The 17,018-nt window shown below is 67.3% G+C and carries 22 protein-coding genes; 4 read left to right on the forward strand and 18 right to left on the reverse strand.

Annotated features, from left to right (window positions below; translation table 11 throughout):
• Positions 1 to 268: 268 nt before the first annotated feature.
• The 9 genes from ABS88_RS10820 to ABS88_RS10860 all read right to left on the reverse strand — a co-directional run bounded on the left by ABS88_RS10820 (position 269) and on the right by ABS88_RS10860 (position 6,821).
• On the reverse strand, positions 269 to 964 hold the full coding sequence (locus ABS88_RS10820; protein ID WP_067186459.1) for an endonuclease/exonuclease/phosphatase family protein: 696 nt from the start codon (positions 962 to 964) through the stop codon (positions 269 to 271).
• Between the two features lie 65 nt (positions 965 to 1,029).
• A complete protein-coding gene (locus tag ABS88_RS10825; protein ID WP_067111731.1) occupies positions 1,030 to 1,242 on the reverse strand; it encodes a putative signal transducing protein in 213 nt (70 codons plus the stop codon).
• A complete protein-coding gene (locus ABS88_RS10830; protein ID WP_067186457.1) occupies positions 1,242 to 1,805 on the reverse strand; it encodes a pyridoxamine 5'-phosphate oxidase family protein in 564 nt (187 codons plus the stop codon). Before ABS88_RS10830 ends, ABS88_RS10825 begins: the two co-directional genes overlap by 1 nt.
• Before the next feature lie 34 nt (positions 1,806 to 1,839).
• Complete coding sequence (locus ABS88_RS10835) at positions 1,840 to 2,418, reverse strand: DUF924 family protein (protein WP_067186455.1); 579 nt, start codon at positions 2,416 to 2,418, stop codon at positions 1,840 to 1,842.
• 211 nt (positions 2,419 to 2,629) lie between these two features.
• Positions 2,630 to 3,028 (reverse strand): hypothetical protein, encoded by a 399-nt coding sequence (locus ABS88_RS10840; protein ID WP_067111742.1) that lies wholly within the window; start codon positions 3,026 to 3,028, stop codon positions 2,630 to 2,632.
• Between the two features lie 78 nt (positions 3,029 to 3,106).
• Positions 3,107 to 4,345, reverse strand: coding sequence for a hypothetical protein (locus tag ABS88_RS10845; RefSeq protein ID WP_067186452.1), 1,239 nt, complete (start codon positions 4,343 to 4,345; stop codon positions 3,107 to 3,109).
• 154 nt (positions 4,346 to 4,499) lie between these two features.
• Entirely contained in the window at positions 4,500 to 5,942 is a 1,443-nt protein-coding gene (tldD, locus tag ABS88_RS10850) for a metalloprotease TldD (RefSeq protein WP_286749732.1), read from the reverse strand.
• 63 nt (positions 5,943 to 6,005) lie between these two features.
• Positions 6,006 to 6,209, reverse strand: coding sequence for a zinc-finger domain-containing protein (locus ABS88_RS10855; RefSeq protein WP_067111751.1), 204 nt, complete (start codon positions 6,207 to 6,209; stop codon positions 6,006 to 6,008).
• A 51-nt stretch (positions 6,210 to 6,260) separates the two neighbouring features.
• Complete coding sequence (locus tag ABS88_RS10860) at positions 6,261 to 6,821, reverse strand: DUF4402 domain-containing protein (RefSeq protein WP_234002517.1); 561 nt, start codon at positions 6,819 to 6,821, stop codon at positions 6,261 to 6,263.
• Between the two features lie 109 nt (positions 6,822 to 6,930).
• On the opposite strand from ABS88_RS10860, the gene ABS88_RS10865 reads away from it, so the two are divergent.
• Genes ABS88_RS10865 through nadB form a run of 3 tightly spaced genes read left to right on the forward strand, consistent with a single transcriptional unit; the run spans position 6,931 to position 9,879 of the window.
• The gene (locus ABS88_RS10865; RefSeq protein WP_067187208.1) at positions 6,931 to 7,854 is read left to right on the forward strand and encodes an ABC transporter ATP-binding protein; all 924 of its coding nucleotides are present in this window, start codon (positions 6,931 to 6,933) and stop codon (positions 7,852 to 7,854) included.
• Positions 7,847 to 8,296: an endonuclease domain-containing protein gene (locus ABS88_RS10870; RefSeq protein WP_076077351.1), complete on the forward strand. Its 450-nt coding sequence runs from the start codon at positions 7,847 to 7,849 to the stop codon at positions 8,294 to 8,296. The genes ABS88_RS10865 and ABS88_RS10870 overlap by 8 nt, the downstream gene beginning before the upstream one ends.
• Complete coding sequence (gene nadB / locus ABS88_RS10875; protein ID WP_067186448.1) at positions 8,293 to 9,879, forward strand: L-aspartate oxidase; 1,587 nt, start codon at positions 8,293 to 8,295, stop codon at positions 9,877 to 9,879. The genes ABS88_RS10870 and nadB overlap by 4 nt, the downstream gene beginning before the upstream one ends.
• Positions 9,880 to 9,934: 55 nt before the next feature.
• Here nadB and ABS88_RS10880 read toward each other — a convergent pair whose 3' ends face one another.
• Together ABS88_RS10880 and ABS88_RS10885 are read right to left on the reverse strand one after the other, a co-directional pair.
• Positions 9,935 to 10,318, reverse strand: a complete 384-nt coding sequence (locus tag ABS88_RS10880) for a GxxExxY protein (RefSeq protein ID WP_067186446.1) — start codon at positions 10,316 to 10,318, stop codon at positions 9,935 to 9,937.
• 45 nt (positions 10,319 to 10,363) lie between these two features.
• Positions 10,364 to 11,566: a M20 metallopeptidase family protein gene (locus tag ABS88_RS10885; RefSeq protein ID WP_082737383.1), complete on the reverse strand. Its 1,203-nt coding sequence runs from the start codon at positions 11,564 to 11,566 to the stop codon at positions 10,364 to 10,366.
• Positions 11,567 to 11,725: 159 nt separating this feature from the next.
• Between ABS88_RS10885 and ABS88_RS10890 the strand changes: the two genes are divergently transcribed.
• Positions 11,726 to 12,997 (forward strand): dipeptidase, encoded by a 1,272-nt coding sequence (locus ABS88_RS10890; protein WP_067186443.1) that lies wholly within the window; start codon positions 11,726 to 11,728, stop codon positions 12,995 to 12,997.
• A 9-nt stretch (positions 12,998 to 13,006) separates the two neighbouring features.
• On the opposite strand, the gene ABS88_RS10895 is transcribed toward ABS88_RS10890, so the two are convergent.
• From ABS88_RS10895 to ABS88_RS10925, 7 genes are all read right to left on the reverse strand, one after another.
• Positions 13,007 to 13,429 carry a DoxX family protein gene (locus tag ABS88_RS10895; protein ID WP_067111756.1) on the reverse strand — a complete coding sequence of 141 codons (423 nt, stop codon included), beginning with the start codon at positions 13,427 to 13,429 and terminating at the stop codon, positions 13,007 to 13,009.
• The gene (locus tag ABS88_RS10900; RefSeq protein WP_067186439.1) at positions 13,429 to 14,733 is read right to left on the reverse strand and encodes an FAD-dependent oxidoreductase; all 1,305 of its coding nucleotides are present in this window, start codon (positions 14,731 to 14,733) and stop codon (positions 13,429 to 13,431) included. The genes ABS88_RS10895 and ABS88_RS10900 overlap by 1 nt, the downstream gene beginning before the upstream one ends.
• 635 nt (positions 14,734 to 15,368) lie before the next feature.
• On the reverse strand, positions 15,369 to 15,677 hold the full coding sequence (locus ABS88_RS10905) for a hypothetical protein (RefSeq protein ID WP_286749733.1): 309 nt from the start codon (positions 15,675 to 15,677) through the stop codon (positions 15,369 to 15,371).
• Positions 15,678 to 15,775: 98 nt separating this feature from the next.
• Complete coding sequence (locus ABS88_RS10910) at positions 15,776 to 15,994, reverse strand: hypothetical protein (protein WP_286749734.1); 219 nt, start codon at positions 15,992 to 15,994, stop codon at positions 15,776 to 15,778.
• Between the two features lie 37 nt (positions 15,995 to 16,031).
• Positions 16,032 to 16,232, reverse strand: coding sequence for a hypothetical protein (locus tag ABS88_RS10915; RefSeq protein ID WP_286749735.1), 201 nt, complete (start codon positions 16,230 to 16,232; stop codon positions 16,032 to 16,034).
• Positions 16,229 to 16,441, reverse strand: coding sequence for a hypothetical protein (locus tag ABS88_RS10920; protein WP_286749736.1), 213 nt, complete (start codon positions 16,439 to 16,441; stop codon positions 16,229 to 16,231). The genes ABS88_RS10915 and ABS88_RS10920 overlap by 4 nt, the downstream gene beginning before the upstream one ends.
• Entirely contained in the window at positions 16,438 to 17,013 is a 576-nt protein-coding gene (locus ABS88_RS10925) for a hypothetical protein (protein ID WP_286749737.1), read from the reverse strand. Before ABS88_RS10925 ends, ABS88_RS10920 begins: the two co-directional genes overlap by 4 nt.
• Positions 17,014 to 17,018 lie beyond the last annotated feature (5 nt).

Genomic DNA, 17,018 nt, shown 5'->3' on the forward strand with positions numbered 1-17,018 from the left:
GCATGTCGTAGATGTGCCTAAAATTTAGGCTATCGCCGCGAGATGCGATCCCGGAGCCTCGTCATTGCGAGCGGAGCGAAGCAATCGAGGGCGGTTACCGCACGCTCTGGATTGCCGCGCGGCTTCGCCGCTCGCAATGACGAGTCCATTCGCTGTCATCTCGTTCGAGGCGGAACGACGGTGGCTGGGATTGCCGCGGCTCCTGAGGGAGCCTTGCAATGACATAGCGGGTGTCCCGCGCGATCCGCCGGTTTCGACGGGAGCGCGCTCAGTCGCCGGCCTTGAATCGCGCCCAGATCGGCAGATGGTCGGAGGCGCGCGCGGCGAGCGGGCTCTGGTGGACGCCGGCGTCGACGGCTTCCAGTTCAGGCGAGGCGAAGATGCGGTCGAGCCGGGCGACCGGGCGGCGGCTGTGGAAGCTGTGGCCGGTGTCGACCGGCCGGTGCTGCGCGCCGAAGTCGGCAAGGCAGCCGCCCGTCGCGCGCCATTCGTTACAATCGCCCATCAGGATCGTCGGCAAAGGCTCGCCCTCGGCGACATGGCTCAGGATCGCGCGCGCCTGCTGGCGGCGGCGCAGGCCCGATATGTCGAGGTGCATGCCGACGACGCGCAGCCGCGTGTCGCCGATGCGCACCGTCGCCGCGACCGCGCCGCGCGGTTCGAGCGTCGGCAGGTGCAGCGAATGGCTTTCTTCGATCTCCACGCCGCGCCGCACGAGCAGCGCATTGCCGTGCCAGCCGAGGCTGAGCGGCCGGCCGTCGAGCGCGACCGGAACATAATCGCTATGATCCTCGAACATGTGCGGCGGAATCGCGCTGGCGCGGGCGCCGAAGCGGCGGTCGGCCTCCTGCAGCGCGACGATGTCGGCGTCGAGTTCGCCGAGCACCGACAGCACGCGGCCGGGATCGCGGCGGCGGTCGAGCCCGATGCCCTTGCGCATATTGTAACTGGCGACCTTGATCATCGGCGGAAGCGTCTGTCTTTCATGGGGCTGTCATCAACACGAACGGGAGTGAGATGGGGTTGCATCTAGCCGACGTCAAATTCCCTGAGCAGCGCACGTGCCTCGGCGAGTTCCTCGTCGAGGACCATCACCCGCACCGGGATCATCAGCCCGACGCTTTCGGCGATGTTCATTCCGGCGTCGAAGCACACCGCGTGCACCCCCGCGCTTTCGAGCCGCCCGCGCAGCAGCTCGGCCTCGGCTCCGTTCGGCAGGCGGATCAGTTCGACCAGCGGCATCAGGCGGCTCCCTCGATATAGCGGTCGGTCGGCCGGGTCGGCAGGCCGTCGATGCTGCGCGTGCGGCCCTGATGTTTCTCGACCCATTCGCCGGCATCGGCCTGGCGGTGATATTTCTGCAGCGTGTCGCGCTCCTGCTCCAATGCCATCCGCGGCACGCCCCAGCCACAACTCGTCTGCACGCTGTCGACGGCGATGTCGAAAATCTGCCGCGTTCCGGGGAGCAGGGTGAAATGGCGTGCCAGATCGTCCCATCCGGCATCCTGCGGCAGTACGGCGCGGCCCCGGCCATAGATGCGCAGGATCAGCGCGCTGCGGTCGAAGGCGCAGAACATCAGGGTGATGCGCCCGTCGGCGGCGAGGTGGGCGTGCGTCTCGTTGCCCGACCCGCCGAGGTCGAGCCATGCGACCCGCGTCGGCGACAGCACCCGGAAGCTGTCGGCATAGCCTTTGGGCGACAGGTTGATCCGCCCGTCGCGCGCCGCCGTCGCGGTGAAAAAGACCGGCTGCTTCGCGATGAAGGCGATGTGCCGGTCGGTCAGCGCGTCGAAAAATTCGGCCATATCGGATGCTCCGGCGGGACGGAGGCGGATTCCGTCACCAATTGCTGCCTTCTTCTATCGCGGCCTGCTCTTCGGGGCGCGTCGCGCGGCCGAGCGCGGCGTTGCGGTGCGGAAAGCGGCCGAAACGGTCGATGATCGCGAAATGCTTCTGCGCATAGTCGAGGAAGATCGGATCGGCGAGTTCGCCCATCAGGCGCAACGATTCGCGCTGGTCGGCGATGTCCTCGCTATGTTCGAACGGCAGATAGGCGAACTGGCGCCGCGTATCGGGCCACGCCTTGTCCCAGCCGCGCTCGACGATGCCGCGCGCGATCGCGCGGGCGAGGCTGTCGGTGGCGAAGGCGTCGGCATGGCCGCGAAAGATGTTGCGCGGCACCTGATCGAACAGGATGGCCGCGGCGAGCGCGGTATCGGGGTCCGACAGAAAGGCCGCGGCCGGCTGCGACCGCAGCGCGGCGTGCCAGTCGGCCGCGCGTTCGCGCACCGCCGCATCGAATTCGGGACCGCCGCCATACCAGTCGGCCATGCCGTGGGCGTCGAACCAGAAGCCCAGCAATTGCTGCGCCCAATCGGCAGGCGGCGCGGGCGGCGGCCTGTCGTCGTCGTCGGTCATGGCGGGGTCCTTTCGGGTGACGGTCTCATGATGGCGGGCGCACTCTGGATTGCCGCGCCCTTGGGATCAAGCCGGCGCATATCCCTTCCGGATATCGACCGCCCTGTTCCCCGACGAAAGCCGGGGTCCAGGTCAGGTAGCGCTGCGTATTGGACCCCGGCTTGTGCCGGGGACCGACACCATGCTCGAAGGAACGCCGTCGCGGGCGGCGTCAGTCGGATGCGGCCCGGCGATAGGGAACGAATTTGCCGAGGCCGACGAAACCGCGATAGAAATGGCTGGTGCGGTCGTGCAGTTCGACCGTGTCGATGCTGCACAGCCGCCCGGTCGGCAGCTTCGTCACCAGCACGACGTCGTCGTTCAGCGATTCGGCGCCGGTAGTGGGCCGGTTGACCCACAAGGTGCCGCCGATGCGATAGACGATCGCGGTCTTGTCGATCACCTGCGAATCGCTGACCGAGGACAGGGTGATGCAATCCTGCGGCTCGCCGGCGGTGCGGCCTTCGAGCAGTTTGGCGAGCTGCGCCTCGGGCGCGAGCTTCTCTTTCGCGACGGCTGGCGTCGCGGCGAGCGCCGTGGCGGCGATGAGGACGGGAACAAGCGAACGCATGGCTCGACTCCTTAGGTTGTTATCCTCACCCTCGGTTCGCTCTAGCCGCATCCGCGTGAACCGGGCCTGACTCGTCGGTCAGCACGCTCCGTCGGGCAATGGTATGCCGAGCGGCCCCTTGCACTTCTTCTTCCTGGGCTTTTCGGCCGGCGCGCTCGCGTCGCCGGCACCGCCTGCCGCGCCCATGCCCCCGAAATCAGCGCCGATCATCAGCATGGTGTGCGAACGGAAGCGCACCTTCGCCGTCCAGTCGATGTTCCACACCGCATTGCCCGCGGGCTTCGGCGGATAGGCGAAGTTGGCCTCTGGCCCAAAGGCGTTGAGGTTGCCCATCAGCATCTCGCCCGACGCCTTCTTGACCTCGGCGGGGATCTGGCAGCTCGTCTGCGTCGGCGGCATCACGATCTTCTTAGTGACCAGATTGGCGACGACCGAGGGCGGCAGCCAGTCCCACAGCCCGCCGCCGAATTCGCGCGCGCTGCTGCTCGTCCACCACACCATGTCGCCGCCGGCGCCGCCGCGGTCCATGCCCCCGAAGGCCCAGGCGACATAGCCGGTCGCGGGCGCAAGCTGGTTCCAGCGGATCAGGATCGACCCGTCCGCCTGCTGCGCGGTCGAGGCATTCAGCGCGGGCATATAATCCTGCGCGAGGGTGAAGCTGATGTCGGGGCCGACATTGCCCGCGATGCGGTGCGCGCCGAGCAGCGACGAATCCTTCGGCGGCTGCTTCGACGATTTGCTGTTCGGCCATCCGGCGTAGGATTTGCTGTTGCCCGTCGTCACCTCACGAATGCGCGGGACGGTGGAGGTGAACAGGTTCGGCGGCATCTGTCCCGCCGCCAGTTTCGCGAAGTCGATGATCACCGGCTGTCCGGGCCCGGCCTTGGCGCCGCAGCCCCAGAACAGCAGCATCCGGCCCTTCGGGCGCTCGAACCCGTCGGGCATCGTGTCGCTGGTTTCCTCGCGCGGCGCCCATTTGCCGGGCTCGGGGCCGAGCAGGGGCACCGACTTGCCGAGTTTCGTCTGCGGCTCGAAATAATGGTCGGCGCGCACCGGCGGGCTGGTCGGCGCCTGATTCGATCCGAGCCGGAGGTCGAGCGTATGCGCCACCTTGCTGTCGGGACCGCCGCCCAACATCATGCCGAGCGCGCTGCCCATGCCGCCGCCGCCGGCCGCCATCGCGGCGAAGCCCGACGCGGTCGCGACGTCCATCTCATAGCGTTCCTTGGGGCCGCTCGTCTTTTGCGCCGATCCCGGAACGGCGGCGAGCATCGCGGCGATCGCCGCCACGGAAACGAAATGCAGACTCGAACGCATGTCAATCCTCCCCTGTCATCGGGATCAATCCCGGCGGATGGCGCGGCCCGAATATTCTTGTGCTTTATGGGCTTATAGGCTGCCCGGCCCAAAGCGCCAAGCCAATGACGCACATCACAGGCGCGTCGTTCAGGGGATGGGGCGGGGTGGGCCGTCAGGCCGTCCCGCCCACCGTCAGGCCGCTGACCAGCAGCGTCGGCTGGCCGACGCCGGCGGGGACGCTCTGGCCGCCCTTGCCGCAGATGCCGATGCCCTCGTCGATCGCCATGTCGTTGCCAATGCCGACGACCTTGGTCAGCACGCTCGGGCCGTCGCCGATCAGCGTCGCGCCCTTGATCGAATCGCCGATCCGGCCGTTCTCGATCCTGTAGGCCTCGGTGCAGGAAAAGACGAATTTGCCCGACACGATGTCGACCTGCCCGCCGCCGAAGCTCTTGGCGAAGATGCCGGTCTTGACGCGGCTCAGCAGTTCGGCGGGATCGTCGCTGCCGCCGCGCATGAAGGTGTTGGTCATCCGCGGCATCGGCGCGTGGGCAAAGCTTTCGCGGCGGCCGTTGCCCGTCGGCTCGGCGCCCATCAGCCGCGCGTTGAGGCGGTCCTGCATATAGCCCTTGAGGATGCCGTCCTCGATCAGCACCGTCTCGCCGGTCGGCGTCCCCTCGTCGTCGATCGACAGCGAGCCGCGGCGGCCGCCGCCAACCGGGCTTTCGAGGCTGCCGTCGTCGACTACGGTGACGCCGGGGGCGGCGACGCGCTCGCCGATGCGGCCCGAAAAGGCGCTGGTGCCCTTGCGGTTGAAATCGCCCTCCAGCCCGTGGCCGACCGCCTCGTGCAGCAGCACGCCGGGCCAGCCGGGGCCGAGCAGCACGGTGAACTCGCCCGCCGGGGCATCGACCGCGCGCAGGTTGACGAGCGCCTGGTCGAGCGCCGCGTCGATCGCGCGGTTCCACTGCGCCTCCTCGAACAGATGGTCGTACATGTAGCGGCCGCCGAGCCCGAAATAGCCGCTTTCGCGCCGGCCGTTCTCCTCGACGACGATGCTGACGTTCAGGCGGACGAGCGGCCGGATGTCGGTGGCGAGGAAGCCGTCGGCGCGGACGATCTCGACCACCGACCAGCTTCCCGCAAGCGCGACCGACACCTGCACGACGCGCGGGTCGCGCGCGCGCGCGGCGGCGTCGACCTTCTGGCAGAGATCGACCTTCTTCGCGAAGGGAATGAGGTCGAGCGGATTCGCCTCGTCATAGAGGTGGCGGTTGGTGCGCGGCGGCGGCGCGGCGTGCGCCTGCCTTGCGGGGTCGAGCAGCGCCAGCGTCTCGGCGGCGCGGCGGATCGCGCCGGCGCTGATGTCGCTCGCATGCGCGAAGCCCGTCATCTCGCCCGACACGGCGTGCAGGCCGAAACCGGCGTCGGTCGAATAGTCGGCGGTCTTGAGCCGCCCGTCGTCGAAGCCGAAGCTCTCGGTCGCGCGATATTGCAGGTAGAGTTCGCCATCGTCGGCCTGGGCGAGCGCTTCGCGCGCAAGGCGCTGTGCGAGATCGGGATCGAGCGCGTCGGCACGATAGAGGAAGCGGCGGGGGTCGGTCGGGCTTGTCATCGCCCCGATATAGGCGGGTCGGCGCGCCCGCGAAAGGGCGCGATCCGAATTTGGCTGCCGACCTCAGTCGTGATCGGCGACGCCGCCGATCAGCACGAAGCGGCGATCGCAATAGCCGCAGTCGATGAAGCCGTCGTCGGGATCGATCTCCAGCCACACGCGCGGGTGGCCGAGCGCGGCATGAGTGAGGCCGTCGCCTGTGCCGTCGCAGGCGATGCGGGTTTTCGAGACGCGAAGCGTTTCGGGGGCGGGGGCAGCGTTGGTCATCGCCGGCGCCCATAGCAAGCGCGGCGGGCCTCGGCAATCGGCTGCGGACGGTCAGAGATAGTCGAGCGTGATGGTGAAGCTGCCGCTGTAATCGCCCGGTGCCTGATTCGCGTTGACCTCGAGCGTCGCGCCGACCGGAAAGTTGAAATTGCCGAGCGTGGAGGTGATGCGAAAGCGCGTCGGCGCGGTCGACAGCATCGCGGTCGGCGTGCTGCCGATCTCGAAATCGCGCACGCGCATCCGCTGGCCGGGCCCGGTGATCCAGATGCTGTTGGCGCCGAGCGAGATGTTGACCTGCCGGTTATAGCTGCCGAGGCCGGCGAAGCGCGCCGGTTCGCCGCCGCCGCCGGCCAGCGTGACGCCGCCGGTGCGCGTGCGCGCGCCGTCGGGGGCGACGCGCACCGTTCCGGCGCCGATCGCCGCGACGATGTCGCCAAAATCGAGGTCGCTCACCTTGAAGAAGGACAGCGGCCGCAGCACGATGGCGTCCGCTTCGCCCTGGGCGCTGGCCTGGGCGAAGGCCGGCGCGCCGATGGCCGGGGCCATGGTGAGCGCGCAGGCGGCGATGCCGCGCAGCAGGGGCTGCGGGGATAGGGTGTGTCTGGTCCTCACCCGCTTTCCTCTAGCGGCGATGTCGGAAAATAGCGTTGCCCATCGTGGTAAAGAAATGCTTGCCGTCCAGCCCCTTTCGTCCGCGCGGGGCGAAGGCTATGGAGGCGCGATGAGTGAAGCCGCGATCCGCATCGACGCCGTCTCCAAAATCTATGCCGGCGGCAAGCAGGCGCTCGACCATGTCAGCTTCGAGGTGCCGCGCGGGCAGATATTCGGCCTGCTCGGCCCCAATGGCGCGGGCAAGTCGACGCTGATCAACATCCTCGCCGGATTGATCAACAAGACGAGCGGCCGCGCCAGCATCTGGGGCTTCGACATCGACGCCGATCCGCGCAACGCCAAATATTCGATCGGCATCGTGCCGCAGGAAATCGTCTTCGACCCCTTTTTCACCCCCTATGAGACGCTCGAGATCCAGGCCGGGCTCTATGGCGTGCCGAAGGCGCAGCGCATTTCGGACGAACTGCTCGCCGCGGTGCACCTCGCCGACAAGCGCGACGCCTACGCCCGCACCCTGTCGGGCGGGATGAAGCGCCGCCTGCTCGTCGCCAAGGCGATGGTCCACTCGCCGCCGATCATCGTCCTCGACGAACCGACCGCCGGGGTCGACATCGAGCTTCGCCAGCAGCTCTGGGACTATGTCCAGCGCCTCAACGACCGCGGCGTCACCGTGGTGCTGACCACCCATTATCTGGAAGAGGCCGAGGAGCTGTGCGATCGCATCGCGATCATCAACCACGGCCGGCTGATCGCCAACAAGCCGACGCGCGAGATGGTCGACATGGCGCGCGAGAAGGTGGTGGTGGTCACGCTCGACCGCGACGTCACGGTGCTGCCGTCGCACCCCGCCTTCGACCGGGTCGAGCGCGAGGGCGAGCGCGGGCTCGCCATCGCCTACAACAAGGACCGGATGAATGCGGGCGAGGTGCTCGCGGCGGTGAATGCGATGGGCCATGGCATCGTCGACGTCTCGACGCGCGAAGCCGATCTGGAGGACGTGTTCCTGAACCTGACGCGGGCGGCGAATGGATGAAAGCAGCGCTTTTCCTCCCCTCCCGCAGGCGGGAGGGGCCGGGGGTGGGCCTGTCCGCAAGTTTCGCCCGCGCGAGACGCTGAAAGCGCAAAGGCTTCGCCGGGAAGCCACGCCGTCCGAACGAATATTATGGCGCGCATTGTCCAGGCGCCAGCTCGAAGGCTGGAAATTCAGCAGGCAAATGCCGATAGGCCCCTATGTGGCCGATTTTCTTTGTCGCGAAGCAAAGCTGGTCGTCGAACTCGATGGTATCTCTCATGAATCGCGACAGGATGAAGATCGGCGCAGGGATGGCTATCTGCGCTCGCAAGGGTATCAGACGCTACGTTTTGCAAACGCCGATGTTGTGTCGAATCTGGAAGGTGTGTTGATGGCGATTCTTGCCGCGTTGAATTCGGGCCCACCCCCGACCCCTCCCGCCTGCGGGAGGGGAGGCGCATGACCGGAGCAGCATCCCACGACGTCATCATCATCGGCTCCGGTGCCGCGGGGCTGACCGCGGCGATCAGCCTTGCCGACCATTGCCGGGTGCTCGTCCTCGCCAAGGGCAATCTGACCGGCGGGTCGACCGCCTGGGCGCAGGGCGGGATCGCGGCGGTGCTCGACGCCGGCGACACGTTCGAAAATCATATCGAGGACACGATGGTCGCGGGCGCGGGGCTCAACCGGCGCGAAACGGTCGAGTGCGTCGTCGAGAATGCGCCGCATGCCATCGAACGGCTGATCCAGATGGGCGTCCCCTTCAACATGGAAAAAGGCGCGCTGCATCTGACGCGCGAGGGCGGGCATTCGCACCGCCGCATCGTCCATGTCGACGACGCGACCGGCTGGGCGGTGCAGGCGGCGCTGCTCAAGACGGCGGAGGAGCACCCGAACATCACGCTGCTGCCGGGACAGGCGTGCATCGACCTGATCACCGGCCGGCACGAGGAACGCTATTCGGGGTCGGGCCGCGTCTGGGGCGTCTATGCGCTCGACGAGGCGACCGGGCAGGTCCACGCGCATGTCGGCCGCGCGACGATCCTCGCCAGCGGCGGGGCGGGGCGCGTCTATCAATTCTCGACCGCGCCGCGCGGCGCGACCGGCGACGGCATCGCGATGGCGTGGCGCGCGGGCGCGCGCGTCTCCAACATGGAGATGATGCAGTTCCACCCGACCTGCCTCTACAATCTGGAGGTCAAGAATTTTCTGATCACCGAGGCGGTGCGCGGCGAAGGCGGGATATTGAAGCATCCGGTGACTGGCCACCGCTACATGCCCGATTACGACCCGCGCGCCGAACTGGCGCCGCGCGACGTCGTCGCGCGCGCGAACGACGACCAGATCAAGCGCTACGGCCTCGACTATGTCCACCTCGACATCAGCGACCGCGATCCCGCTTTCGTCGCGGGGCATTTCCCGAACATCCACGAAAAGCTGCTGACGCTCGGCATCGACATGACGACGGGGCCGATCCCGGTGGTACCGGCGCAGCATTATACATGCGGCGGAGTATTGATCGACCTCGCCGGGCGCACCGACCTGCCCGGCCTCTACGCCGCGGGCGAATGCACCGAAAGCGGGCTGCACGGCGCGAATCGCCTCGCGTCGAACAGCCTGCTCGAATGCTTCGTGTTCGGCGAGGCGGCGGCACGCGACATCGTCGCGCGCTGGGACGCACTCGACGCGCCCCCGGCGATCCGCCCGTGGGACGAAAGCCGCGTCACCGATTCGGATGAAGAGGTGGTCATCAAGCAGAACTGGACCGAGATTCGCCGCTTCATGTGGAATTACGTCGGCATCGTCCGCACGACCAAGCGGCTCGAACGCGCGCAGCACCGCATCAACATGCTGACGCACGAGATCGAGGATTATTACGGCCATTTCCGCGTGACGACCGACCTGATCGAACTGCGCAACCTGCTACAATGCGCCGAACTGATCGTCCGCAGCGCCCTCCACCGCAAGGAAAGCCGCGGGCTGCACTATACGCTCGACTATCCCGACATGCTGCCCGAGGCGGTCGACACGGTCTTGGTGCCTTGAGGTTGGCGTAGGAAAATCTCACGCAAAGGCGCGAAGGCGCAAAGAAGAAAATATGTCAGCCGCGATAATTGTTCGCGACGCGCCGGATGCCCTCTTTGAAGGTTTCACCGCCAAAGTTAATGAGCAGGCCGAGCGGAAGGTCGAGCAGGCGAAGATAGGTCAGCACCTGTTTGCCGTGCAGCGGCGATAGCCGCTCCACCGATTTGAGTTCGACGAGCAATTTTCCGTCGATCAGAAGGTCGGCCCGAAAGCCTTCGGGCAATTCGACGCCATCATAGCGGATCGGAATCGGCGCCTGTCTCTGAACGCCGAGGCCACGACGTGCGAGTTGGTCGAACATGATCGCCTCATAGACCGATTCGAGCAGTCCCGGACCCAGATTCTTGTGCAAATGAAATCCGCAATCGACGGTGATTCTCGCCAATTCCTCGATATCCAATATCGCCCCTCCTTTGCGCCTTCGCGCCTTTGCGTGAGATTTTCTCTATCCGAACCCCTCGCTCAGAAACTGTTCCGCCAGCGCCGCGTGGAGCGCCGCGCCGCGTGCCATGACCTTTTCGTCGAGCACCATGCGGTTCGAATGCAGGCCGCAGCACGACCGCCAGTCGCTGCCTGCCTCGCTCGCGCCCAGCCAGAACATCGCGCCGGGCACCTTTTCGAGGACGTAGGAGAAATCCTCCGCGCCCATCACCGGATTGTCCATCGTCAGCCACGCCGCCTCGCCGAACGTCGATTCGACCACCGACTGGCCGAAGGCGACGGCGCGGCTGTCGCAGATGGTGACGGGGAAGCCTTCCTCGATATCCACCTCGGCGGTGCAGCCGTGCGCTTCGGCGATCGCGGGGGCGAGGCGCTTCAGTTCCTTCGCGACCATCGCGCGGCAGTGCGGCGACAGGGTGCGGATCGTGCCGAGCATCTCGGCCGTTTCTGGGATGATGTTGTACGTCGTACCCGCCGCGATCTTCGCGACGGTGACGACCGCGGGGTCGAAGACCGAGACGCGGCGCGTCACCATCGTCTGGATCGCGGTGACGATCTCGCAGGCCACGGGAATCGGGTCGACCGCGTCCTGCGGCATCGAGGCATGGCCGCCCGCGCCCTTGACGGTGATCTGGAGCACGTCGGACGAGGCGAGCAGCGGCCCGGCGCGCCCGGCGAAGACGCCGTGCGGTGCGTTGGGCATGATGTGGAGCGCGAAGGCAGCATCGGGCAGCGGATCGAGCAGGCCGTCCTCCAGCATGAAGCGCGCGCCGTGGTGCCCCTCCTCGCCCGGCTGGAACATGAACATCACCGTGCCGGCCAACCGCTCGCGCGCCGCGCACAGCAGCTTTGCCGCGCCGACGAGCATCGCGACATGGGTGTCGTGCCCGCAGGCGTGCATCGCGCCGCTGGTTTCGGACGTGAAATCGAGTCCGGTGTCCTCGACCAGCGGCAGCGCGTCCATGTCGCCGCGCAGCAGCACGGTGCGGCCGTTGGCGGGGCCGCGGAGGATGGCGACCAGGCCGGTGGTCGACGGCCCCTCGCGCAGTTCGAGCGGCAGTCCGGCGAGTGCATCCTTGATCTTCGCGAGCGTCTTCGGATTCTGCAGGCCCAGCTCGGGTTCGCGGTGGATCGCGCGGCGCAGGGTGACGAGGTCGTCGAGAAGCGTCTCGGCTTCGGTGGGCCAGCCTCGGGCCATGTCGGTCATGTTGATATTTCTCCAGACGAAAGATGCGCGGCGAAACGGCAATGCTGCGCCGCGCGGACTCGCGCGTCAAGCCGGACCGCCGCGCCGCGGGGTGCGGCTGGCATCGACGATCGAAATTGGGGCTCGATTTCCGCGTCGCGGCGCTTAAGGTCGCGCCCCATGACCAGAACCATGCTCCTCGGCGGCCTTGCCGCCCTCGCCCTTGTTTCCGTTCCCGCCGCGGCGCAGTCGTCGCCCGAGGCGGTCGCCGAGGCCGCGCTCAAGGCCGCGCCGGTGTTCGACGGCCACAACGACGTGCCCTGGGCGCTGCGCGGGCGCGTGGGCAACATGATCAACGATTTCGATTTCCGCGACACGCAGCACACCGCGAAGCCCGGCGCGACGCCGCCGGTTCAGCCGATGCACACCGATCTTGCGCGGCTGCGCAAGGGGCGCGTCGGCGCGCAATTCTGGTCGGTCTACGTCCCGTCGAACGACGATGAATCCGAAGCGGTCGTGCAGACGCTCGAACAGATCGACGTGATGAAGCGGCTCATCGCGCGCTATCCCGACGACCTCGCTCTGGCGACGAATTCGGCCGAGCTCGAAAAGGCGATGAAGGCGGGCCGGATCGCCGGCATGCTGGGGATGGAAGGCGGCCAGTCGATCGCCTCCTCGCTGGCGGTGCTGCGCGACATGTATGCGCTCGGCGCGCGCTACATGACGCTGACGCACGGCCGGGCGACCCCGTGGGGCGACAGCGCCACCGATGCGCCGGTGCACGACGGGCTGACCGATTTCGGGCGCCAGGTGGTGCAGGAGATGAACCGCCTCGGCATGATCGTCGACCTCAGCCACACCAGCGAGGCGACGATGAAGGACGCGCTCGAAGCGTCGCGCGCGCCGGTGATGTTCAGCCATTCGGGAGTGCGCGGGATCAACGATCATCCGCGCAACGTCCCCGATTCGGTGCTCCCGCTCGTCAAGGCGAACGGCGGCATCGTCATGGTCGTGCTGCTGCCCGGCTTCCTCGATGCCGACGTCCGCGCGCACGGCCTGTCGCGCACCGCCGAGCAGGCGCGGCTGAAGGCGCAGTATCCGGGCGATCCCGCCGCGGCGAAAAGGGCGCTGGCCGACTGGGACAGGGCGAACCCCGCGCCGACGACCGATGTCGCGAAGGTGGCCGACCATGTCGACTATCTGAAGAAAGCGATCGGGGTCGACCACATCGGGCTCGGCGGCGATTATGACGGTATGGATTCGGCGCCGGTCGGGATGGAGGACGTGTCGGGCTATCCGGCGCTATTCGTCGAGTTGGCGAAGCGCGGCTACACGCAGGCCGAGCTTCAGAAGATCGCCAGCGGCAACATGCTGCGCGTGCTGAAGGCGGTCGAGACCTATGCCGCGAGCCGCAAGGGGCAACCGCCGATCGAAACCCCGGTCGTGAAATAGCGCTGCGCGCTATGGTCGGCGTGCGCGCTCGCGGGCGTGCCGTCGCCCGAACGGCCATTCGATTGCGCCGCTCGTCCATAGCGCCCACCAGATGATCAGAGGTTGTGCGGCGAGGCGCGGCGCGTGATATCCCCAGCCCAGCGTCGTGCCGTCGATCGCGATATGATGAACCGCATGATGCACATTGGCGGGCCAGACGCACAGCGCATAGAGGGCGAGCGCCCAGCCGGCCGTCCGGCGCATGGCGGGAAAAAGCAGCCCCGCTGCCCCTGCAATCTCCGCAATGCCGGTCGCCGCGACGACGAAAGCGGGCTGCGGCACCCACGGCGGGGTGATGGCGAGGAAGGGCGCGGGCGTCGCCAGATGTCGGTAGCCCGCATAGGCATAAGCGAGCGCGAGCAGCCAGCGCAGCGCCGCGCGGGCGTGCTCCATCAGCGGCCGATAGCGGCGAGCATCGCCTCGACGCTGGTGAACTTCTCGCGCGGATTGCCGTCGAGCGCGGCCTTGACCTCGGCGTCCTCGATCCGCCGCCAGTCGCGGAAGGTGACGGGCGTCACGCCGCGGCTCGCGAGCAGCGCGTCGAGGCCGGGTCGCCCCGCCTTGCCGGCGCCGCGGCCGATGTCCGCGAGCACCATCTCGGCGATGTGCATGCCGTCGGGCTTGTTGGTGCCGATCGTCCCGCTCGGTCCGCGCCGCGCCCAGCCGACGCAATAGAGGCCGGGCAGGATGCGCCCCTCGTCGTTGGCGAAGCGGCCGCGGCCATGCTCATAGGGGACGCCGGGGATCGGCGGCGTCTGGTAACCGATGCAGCTGATCACCAGCCCCGCCTCGATCGCGTAGCGCTCGCCGGTGCCGTGGCTGCGCAGTTCGGCGTCGAGTTCGGTCTTCTCGACGATGACGCGCTGGACGCGGCCGTTCCCGCTCTCGGTGCCCTCGATCGCGACTGGCATGGCGAAGAAGTCGAAATCGATCGTCACCGGCTTGGCGACCGGATTGGCGGCGAAACTGCGCAGATGCGTCACCGACTTGCGCATGCCGGGTTCGAGCATCGCATCGTCGCCCTCCTGCGGCAGGTCGGCGGGGTCGACGCGCGGGCTGGCGCGCTCGAGATGGCCCAGCTCGCCAAGCTCCTTCGGCGTCATCGCGATCTGGTGCGGGCCGCGGCGGCCGAGGATGTGGATATGCCGCACGCCGCTCGCCGCCAGCGCTTCGCGCGCGTGCGCGACGATGTCGCTGCCGGCGAACTCGGCGGGCGTCTTGGCGAGGATGCGCGCGACGTCGAGCGCGACATTGCCGTTGCCGATCACCGCGACGCCGGGGGCGTCGAGCGGCGGATTCAGGTCGGCGAAATCGGGGTGGCCGTTGTACCAGCCGACGAAGGCCGCGCTGCCGATCACGCCCGGGCGGTCGGCCCCCGGAATCGCGAGCGGCCGGTCGTGCGGCGCGCCGGTGGCGAGCACGACGGCGTCGTAAAGATCGGTCAGTTCGTCGATGCCGACATCGCTGCCGACCGCGACATGGCCGACGAAGCGGACATTGTCGGTCAGCGCGACGCCTTCATAGCGCCGCGACACCGCCTTGATCGACTGATGGTCGGGGGCGACTCCGGTGCGGATCAGGCCATAGGGGACGGGCAGGCGGTCGATGACGTCGATCGCGATATCGTCGGCTTTCTGCAAGGTTTCGGCGGTATAATAGCCCGCCGGGCCCGACCCGACGATCGCGACATGACGCATCAGTCCACCTCCATCGGCGGGGCCTGCACCCGGGGAGCGGCCCCATTGTTATCGACGCGATGCTAGCGGCGATTCGCGCGAGGGCAAGCGTGCTTGTGCATGGGCGTACCGGCCTTGACAGGACGGTCGCGCAATCATATTGCGCCCGCCTCATTGCCCCGTCGTCTAATGGTAAGGGTGACGCGTGGCCAATGTTTTCAATAACATAGCTGGTTAACTCCGCGCGATTTTGCGACGAAATGCGGATTTCGTCACACCGCGCCGTTCGTCGTCGTCACAGTTAAAAGCCCCGACGCATCGCTGCGCCGGGGCTTCTACGAGGGAGATCCCAGGCCGAAAGCAGCAGCGCCTGGATTCGCGAGAAGGCTACCCCCCTGTATCGGCGCCGTCGAAAGCGCGTGACGGGCGGCGCCCATCGCCTCTAGCCGGGCGGCACAAGCGGGTTGCTGCACAGCGCCAGCCACTTGGCATTGTGCGCCAGTATCTGATCGACCGTCTTTTGCCGGTCGGCCTGGTTGCCCGGATCGTCGGCCTCGCGCCCTGCCGCCCTGGCGGCGGCGGCGATATCGGGCGCGAGCTGCGCGAAGCGGATGACGTTGAACGAGGTGCAGACGATCGAAGCCGGAGCGTCCGCGCTATCTCGCGGTGGGGGTGGGGCAGTTGCGGGGCGTGTCGCTGGTGCGCACGCACACATCATAAGCAGACTGGCCGCCGGCAGCGACAGCGGCCCCGGCCTTGTTCGCGGTTTCAGCATCTTTGAGCACTCCTTTCATCCCCTCGGCCACCGCGGTGGCGACCCCTTCGCCGCGTGCGGCCGAGGCTGCCACGTCGGTCTGGTGGTTCGTGATCGCGGTGCAGGCCCGGAAGCCCGCGACGATCGCGACCAGCAGCGCCCCGGCGATGAGGGCTTTCACCCACAGCGGAACTGCATCGAACAATCGCATCAAACTTCCTCCTGTTTGTCCGCCTGCGGGCCGTGGAGCGCGATTTGGGGCATTCGGGCCCCTCGGTCCCGTCGCCGCGCTCGCGCTTGTGCGGGTCGCTATGGCTCCGGGTTCTCCAGATTATACACGCGATTTTTCAAGCTGTTGATTTCCGTCGTCACTTCCGATGCCAGCGCCGACAGGTCGCCAGCGACGTTCCCCACTTCCGCCTCGACGATCGCCGGCACCGCCGCCGCCTGCCGCCGTGCGGCCGCCGCCGCGATCGTGACGAGGCGCGGCGATGGATTCGACCGATTGAGCGCAGCGCGCTGCATCACGCCTTCTCCACCTTCGCAAAGCGTTCGGTGAGGCGGGTCATGCGAGCGCCCATCCAATGCCGAAATAGACCATCCAGACGAAGAGCGTCCCGACGAGCGACATGAGCGCGATGAAGGCGCCGCCCATATCCGGTAGATACCCGCCTCGCGTGGGTTCATATCGTAGCAGCGGAACCCATGCTGCGATTGTCAGCGCCAGAGGCAGCAACCACCAACCGAAATCTATCGTGAACGTCATCCTTCACCTCCCTCTGCCGAAGCCTTGCCGAAGTAATATCCGACCACCAGTCCAGCGAGAGTGTTCACGCCGCCGACGAGCTGGATGATGCTGTCCCGATTGTCCGCGGGGATCGCGACAAAGGTCATCACGATCACCGCTCCGCCGAACAGCGCGAGGACGAGCAGCGCGATCAGGAAGCGCTGGAGGTTCCGGGTAAGCCAGGTCATCGTGCCCATTCTCCCGTCTTGCCGTGCAACCATGAGAGGAACTGGCCCACGGTCTTGCCCTTGAGGATCGTCGGGTTTGCAGCCGTCGCCGCCGGACCTGCGATCAGGTCGGCGCGATCGTGCACGTCGGCGTCAATCACCTTTGCCGCGGTGGCAGGTCCGAAGAAGTGAGCCGCATAGAGCGAGGCCTTGTTGATCGGGATGCCCTTGGTGCGCAGGAAGGCAGCATTCTTGGCTGTGAACGTCTTGGCGCGCCCTAGTTGCTCCTCAGGCGAGGGTTTCAGGCCACCGAAGGCCTGCGACATATCCGAGCCCCACTTGCCGCCTTCGCCGATCCACGTGGCGCGGATGAACTGATAGAGGCCCGACGCGGTGGACGTCGGCGCCTTTACATAGGGACGGTTGCGGCTCTCGATCTCGGCCAGCATCGGCCAATAGTCGTCAGGAATGCCATCCGCCGGCGCAGCCTCCATCCCGAGCGCCTTCGCTACCGCCGAAGCCGTCTGCGGACCCCACTTGCCATCCGCCGGAACTCCGACGCGGCGCTGAATGTCTGCGAGGCTGATTGTCATTTACC

This window comes from Sphingopyxis sp. SCN 67-31 (genome assembly GCF_001725095.1).

Coding starts and splice junctions, on each gene's coding strand:
- ABS88_RS10840 (WP_067111742.1), bottom strand. CDS start 3,028: ATGCGTTCGCTTGTTCCCGTCCTCATCGCCGCCACGGCGCTCGCCGCG.
- ABS88_RS10845 (WP_067186452.1), bottom strand. CDS start 4,345: ATGCGTTCGAGTCTGCATTTCGTTTCCGTGGCGGCGATCGCCGCGATG.
- ABS88_RS10895 (WP_067111756.1), bottom strand. CDS start 13,429: ATGGAGCACGCCCGCGCGGCGCTGCGCTGGCTGCTCGCGCTCGCTTAT.
- ABS88_RS10820 (WP_067186459.1), bottom strand. CDS start 964: ATGATCAAGGTCGCCAGTTACAATATGCGCAAGGGCATCGGGCTCGAC.
- ABS88_RS10900 (WP_067186439.1), bottom strand. CDS start 14,733: ATGCGTCATGTCGCGATCGTCGGGTCGGGCCCGGCGGGCTATTATACC.
- ABS88_RS10925 (WP_286749737.1), bottom strand. CDS start 17,013: ATGACAATCAGCCTCGCAGACATTCAGCGCCGCGTCGGAGTTCCGGCG.
- ABS88_RS10890 (WP_067186443.1), top strand. CDS start 11,726: ATGACCAGAACCATGCTCCTCGGCGGCCTTGCCGCCCTCGCCCTTGTT.
- ABS88_RS10830 (WP_067186457.1), bottom strand. CDS start 1,805: ATGGCCGAATTTTTCGACGCGCTGACCGACCGGCACATCGCCTTCATC.
- ABS88_RS10920 (WP_286749736.1), bottom strand. CDS start 16,441: ATGACCTGGCTTACCCGGAACCTCCAGCGCTTCCTGATCGCGCTGCTC.
- tldD (WP_286749732.1), bottom strand. CDS start 5,942: ATGACAAGCCCGACCGACCCCCGCCGCTTCCTCTATCGTGCCGACGCG.
- ABS88_RS10885 (WP_082737383.1), bottom strand. CDS start 11,566: ATGACCGACATGGCCCGAGGCTGGCCCACCGAAGCCGAGACGCTTCTC.
- ABS88_RS10835 (WP_067186455.1), bottom strand. CDS start 2,418: ATGACCGACGACGACGACAGGCCGCCGCCCGCGCCGCCTGCCGATTGG.
- ABS88_RS10825 (WP_067111731.1), bottom strand. CDS start 1,242: ATGCCGCTGGTCGAACTGATCCGCCTGCCGAACGGAGCCGAGGCCGAG.
- ABS88_RS10855 (WP_067111751.1), bottom strand. CDS start 6,209: ATGACCAACGCTGCCCCCGCCCCCGAAACGCTTCGCGTCTCGAAAACC.
- ABS88_RS10870 (WP_076077351.1), top strand. CDS start 7,847: ATGGATGAAAGCAGCGCTTTTCCTCCCCTCCCGCAGGCGGGAGGGGCC.
- ABS88_RS10915 (WP_286749735.1), bottom strand. CDS start 16,232: ATGACGTTCACGATAGATTTCGGTTGGTGGTTGCTGCCTCTGGCGCTG.
- nadB (WP_067186448.1), top strand. CDS start 8,293: ATGACCGGAGCAGCATCCCACGACGTCATCATCATCGGCTCCGGTGCC.
- ABS88_RS10905 (WP_286749733.1), bottom strand. CDS start 15,677: ATGCGATTGTTCGATGCAGTTCCGCTGTGGGTGAAAGCCCTCATCGCC.
- ABS88_RS10865 (WP_067187208.1), top strand. CDS start 6,931: ATGAGTGAAGCCGCGATCCGCATCGACGCCGTCTCCAAAATCTATGCC.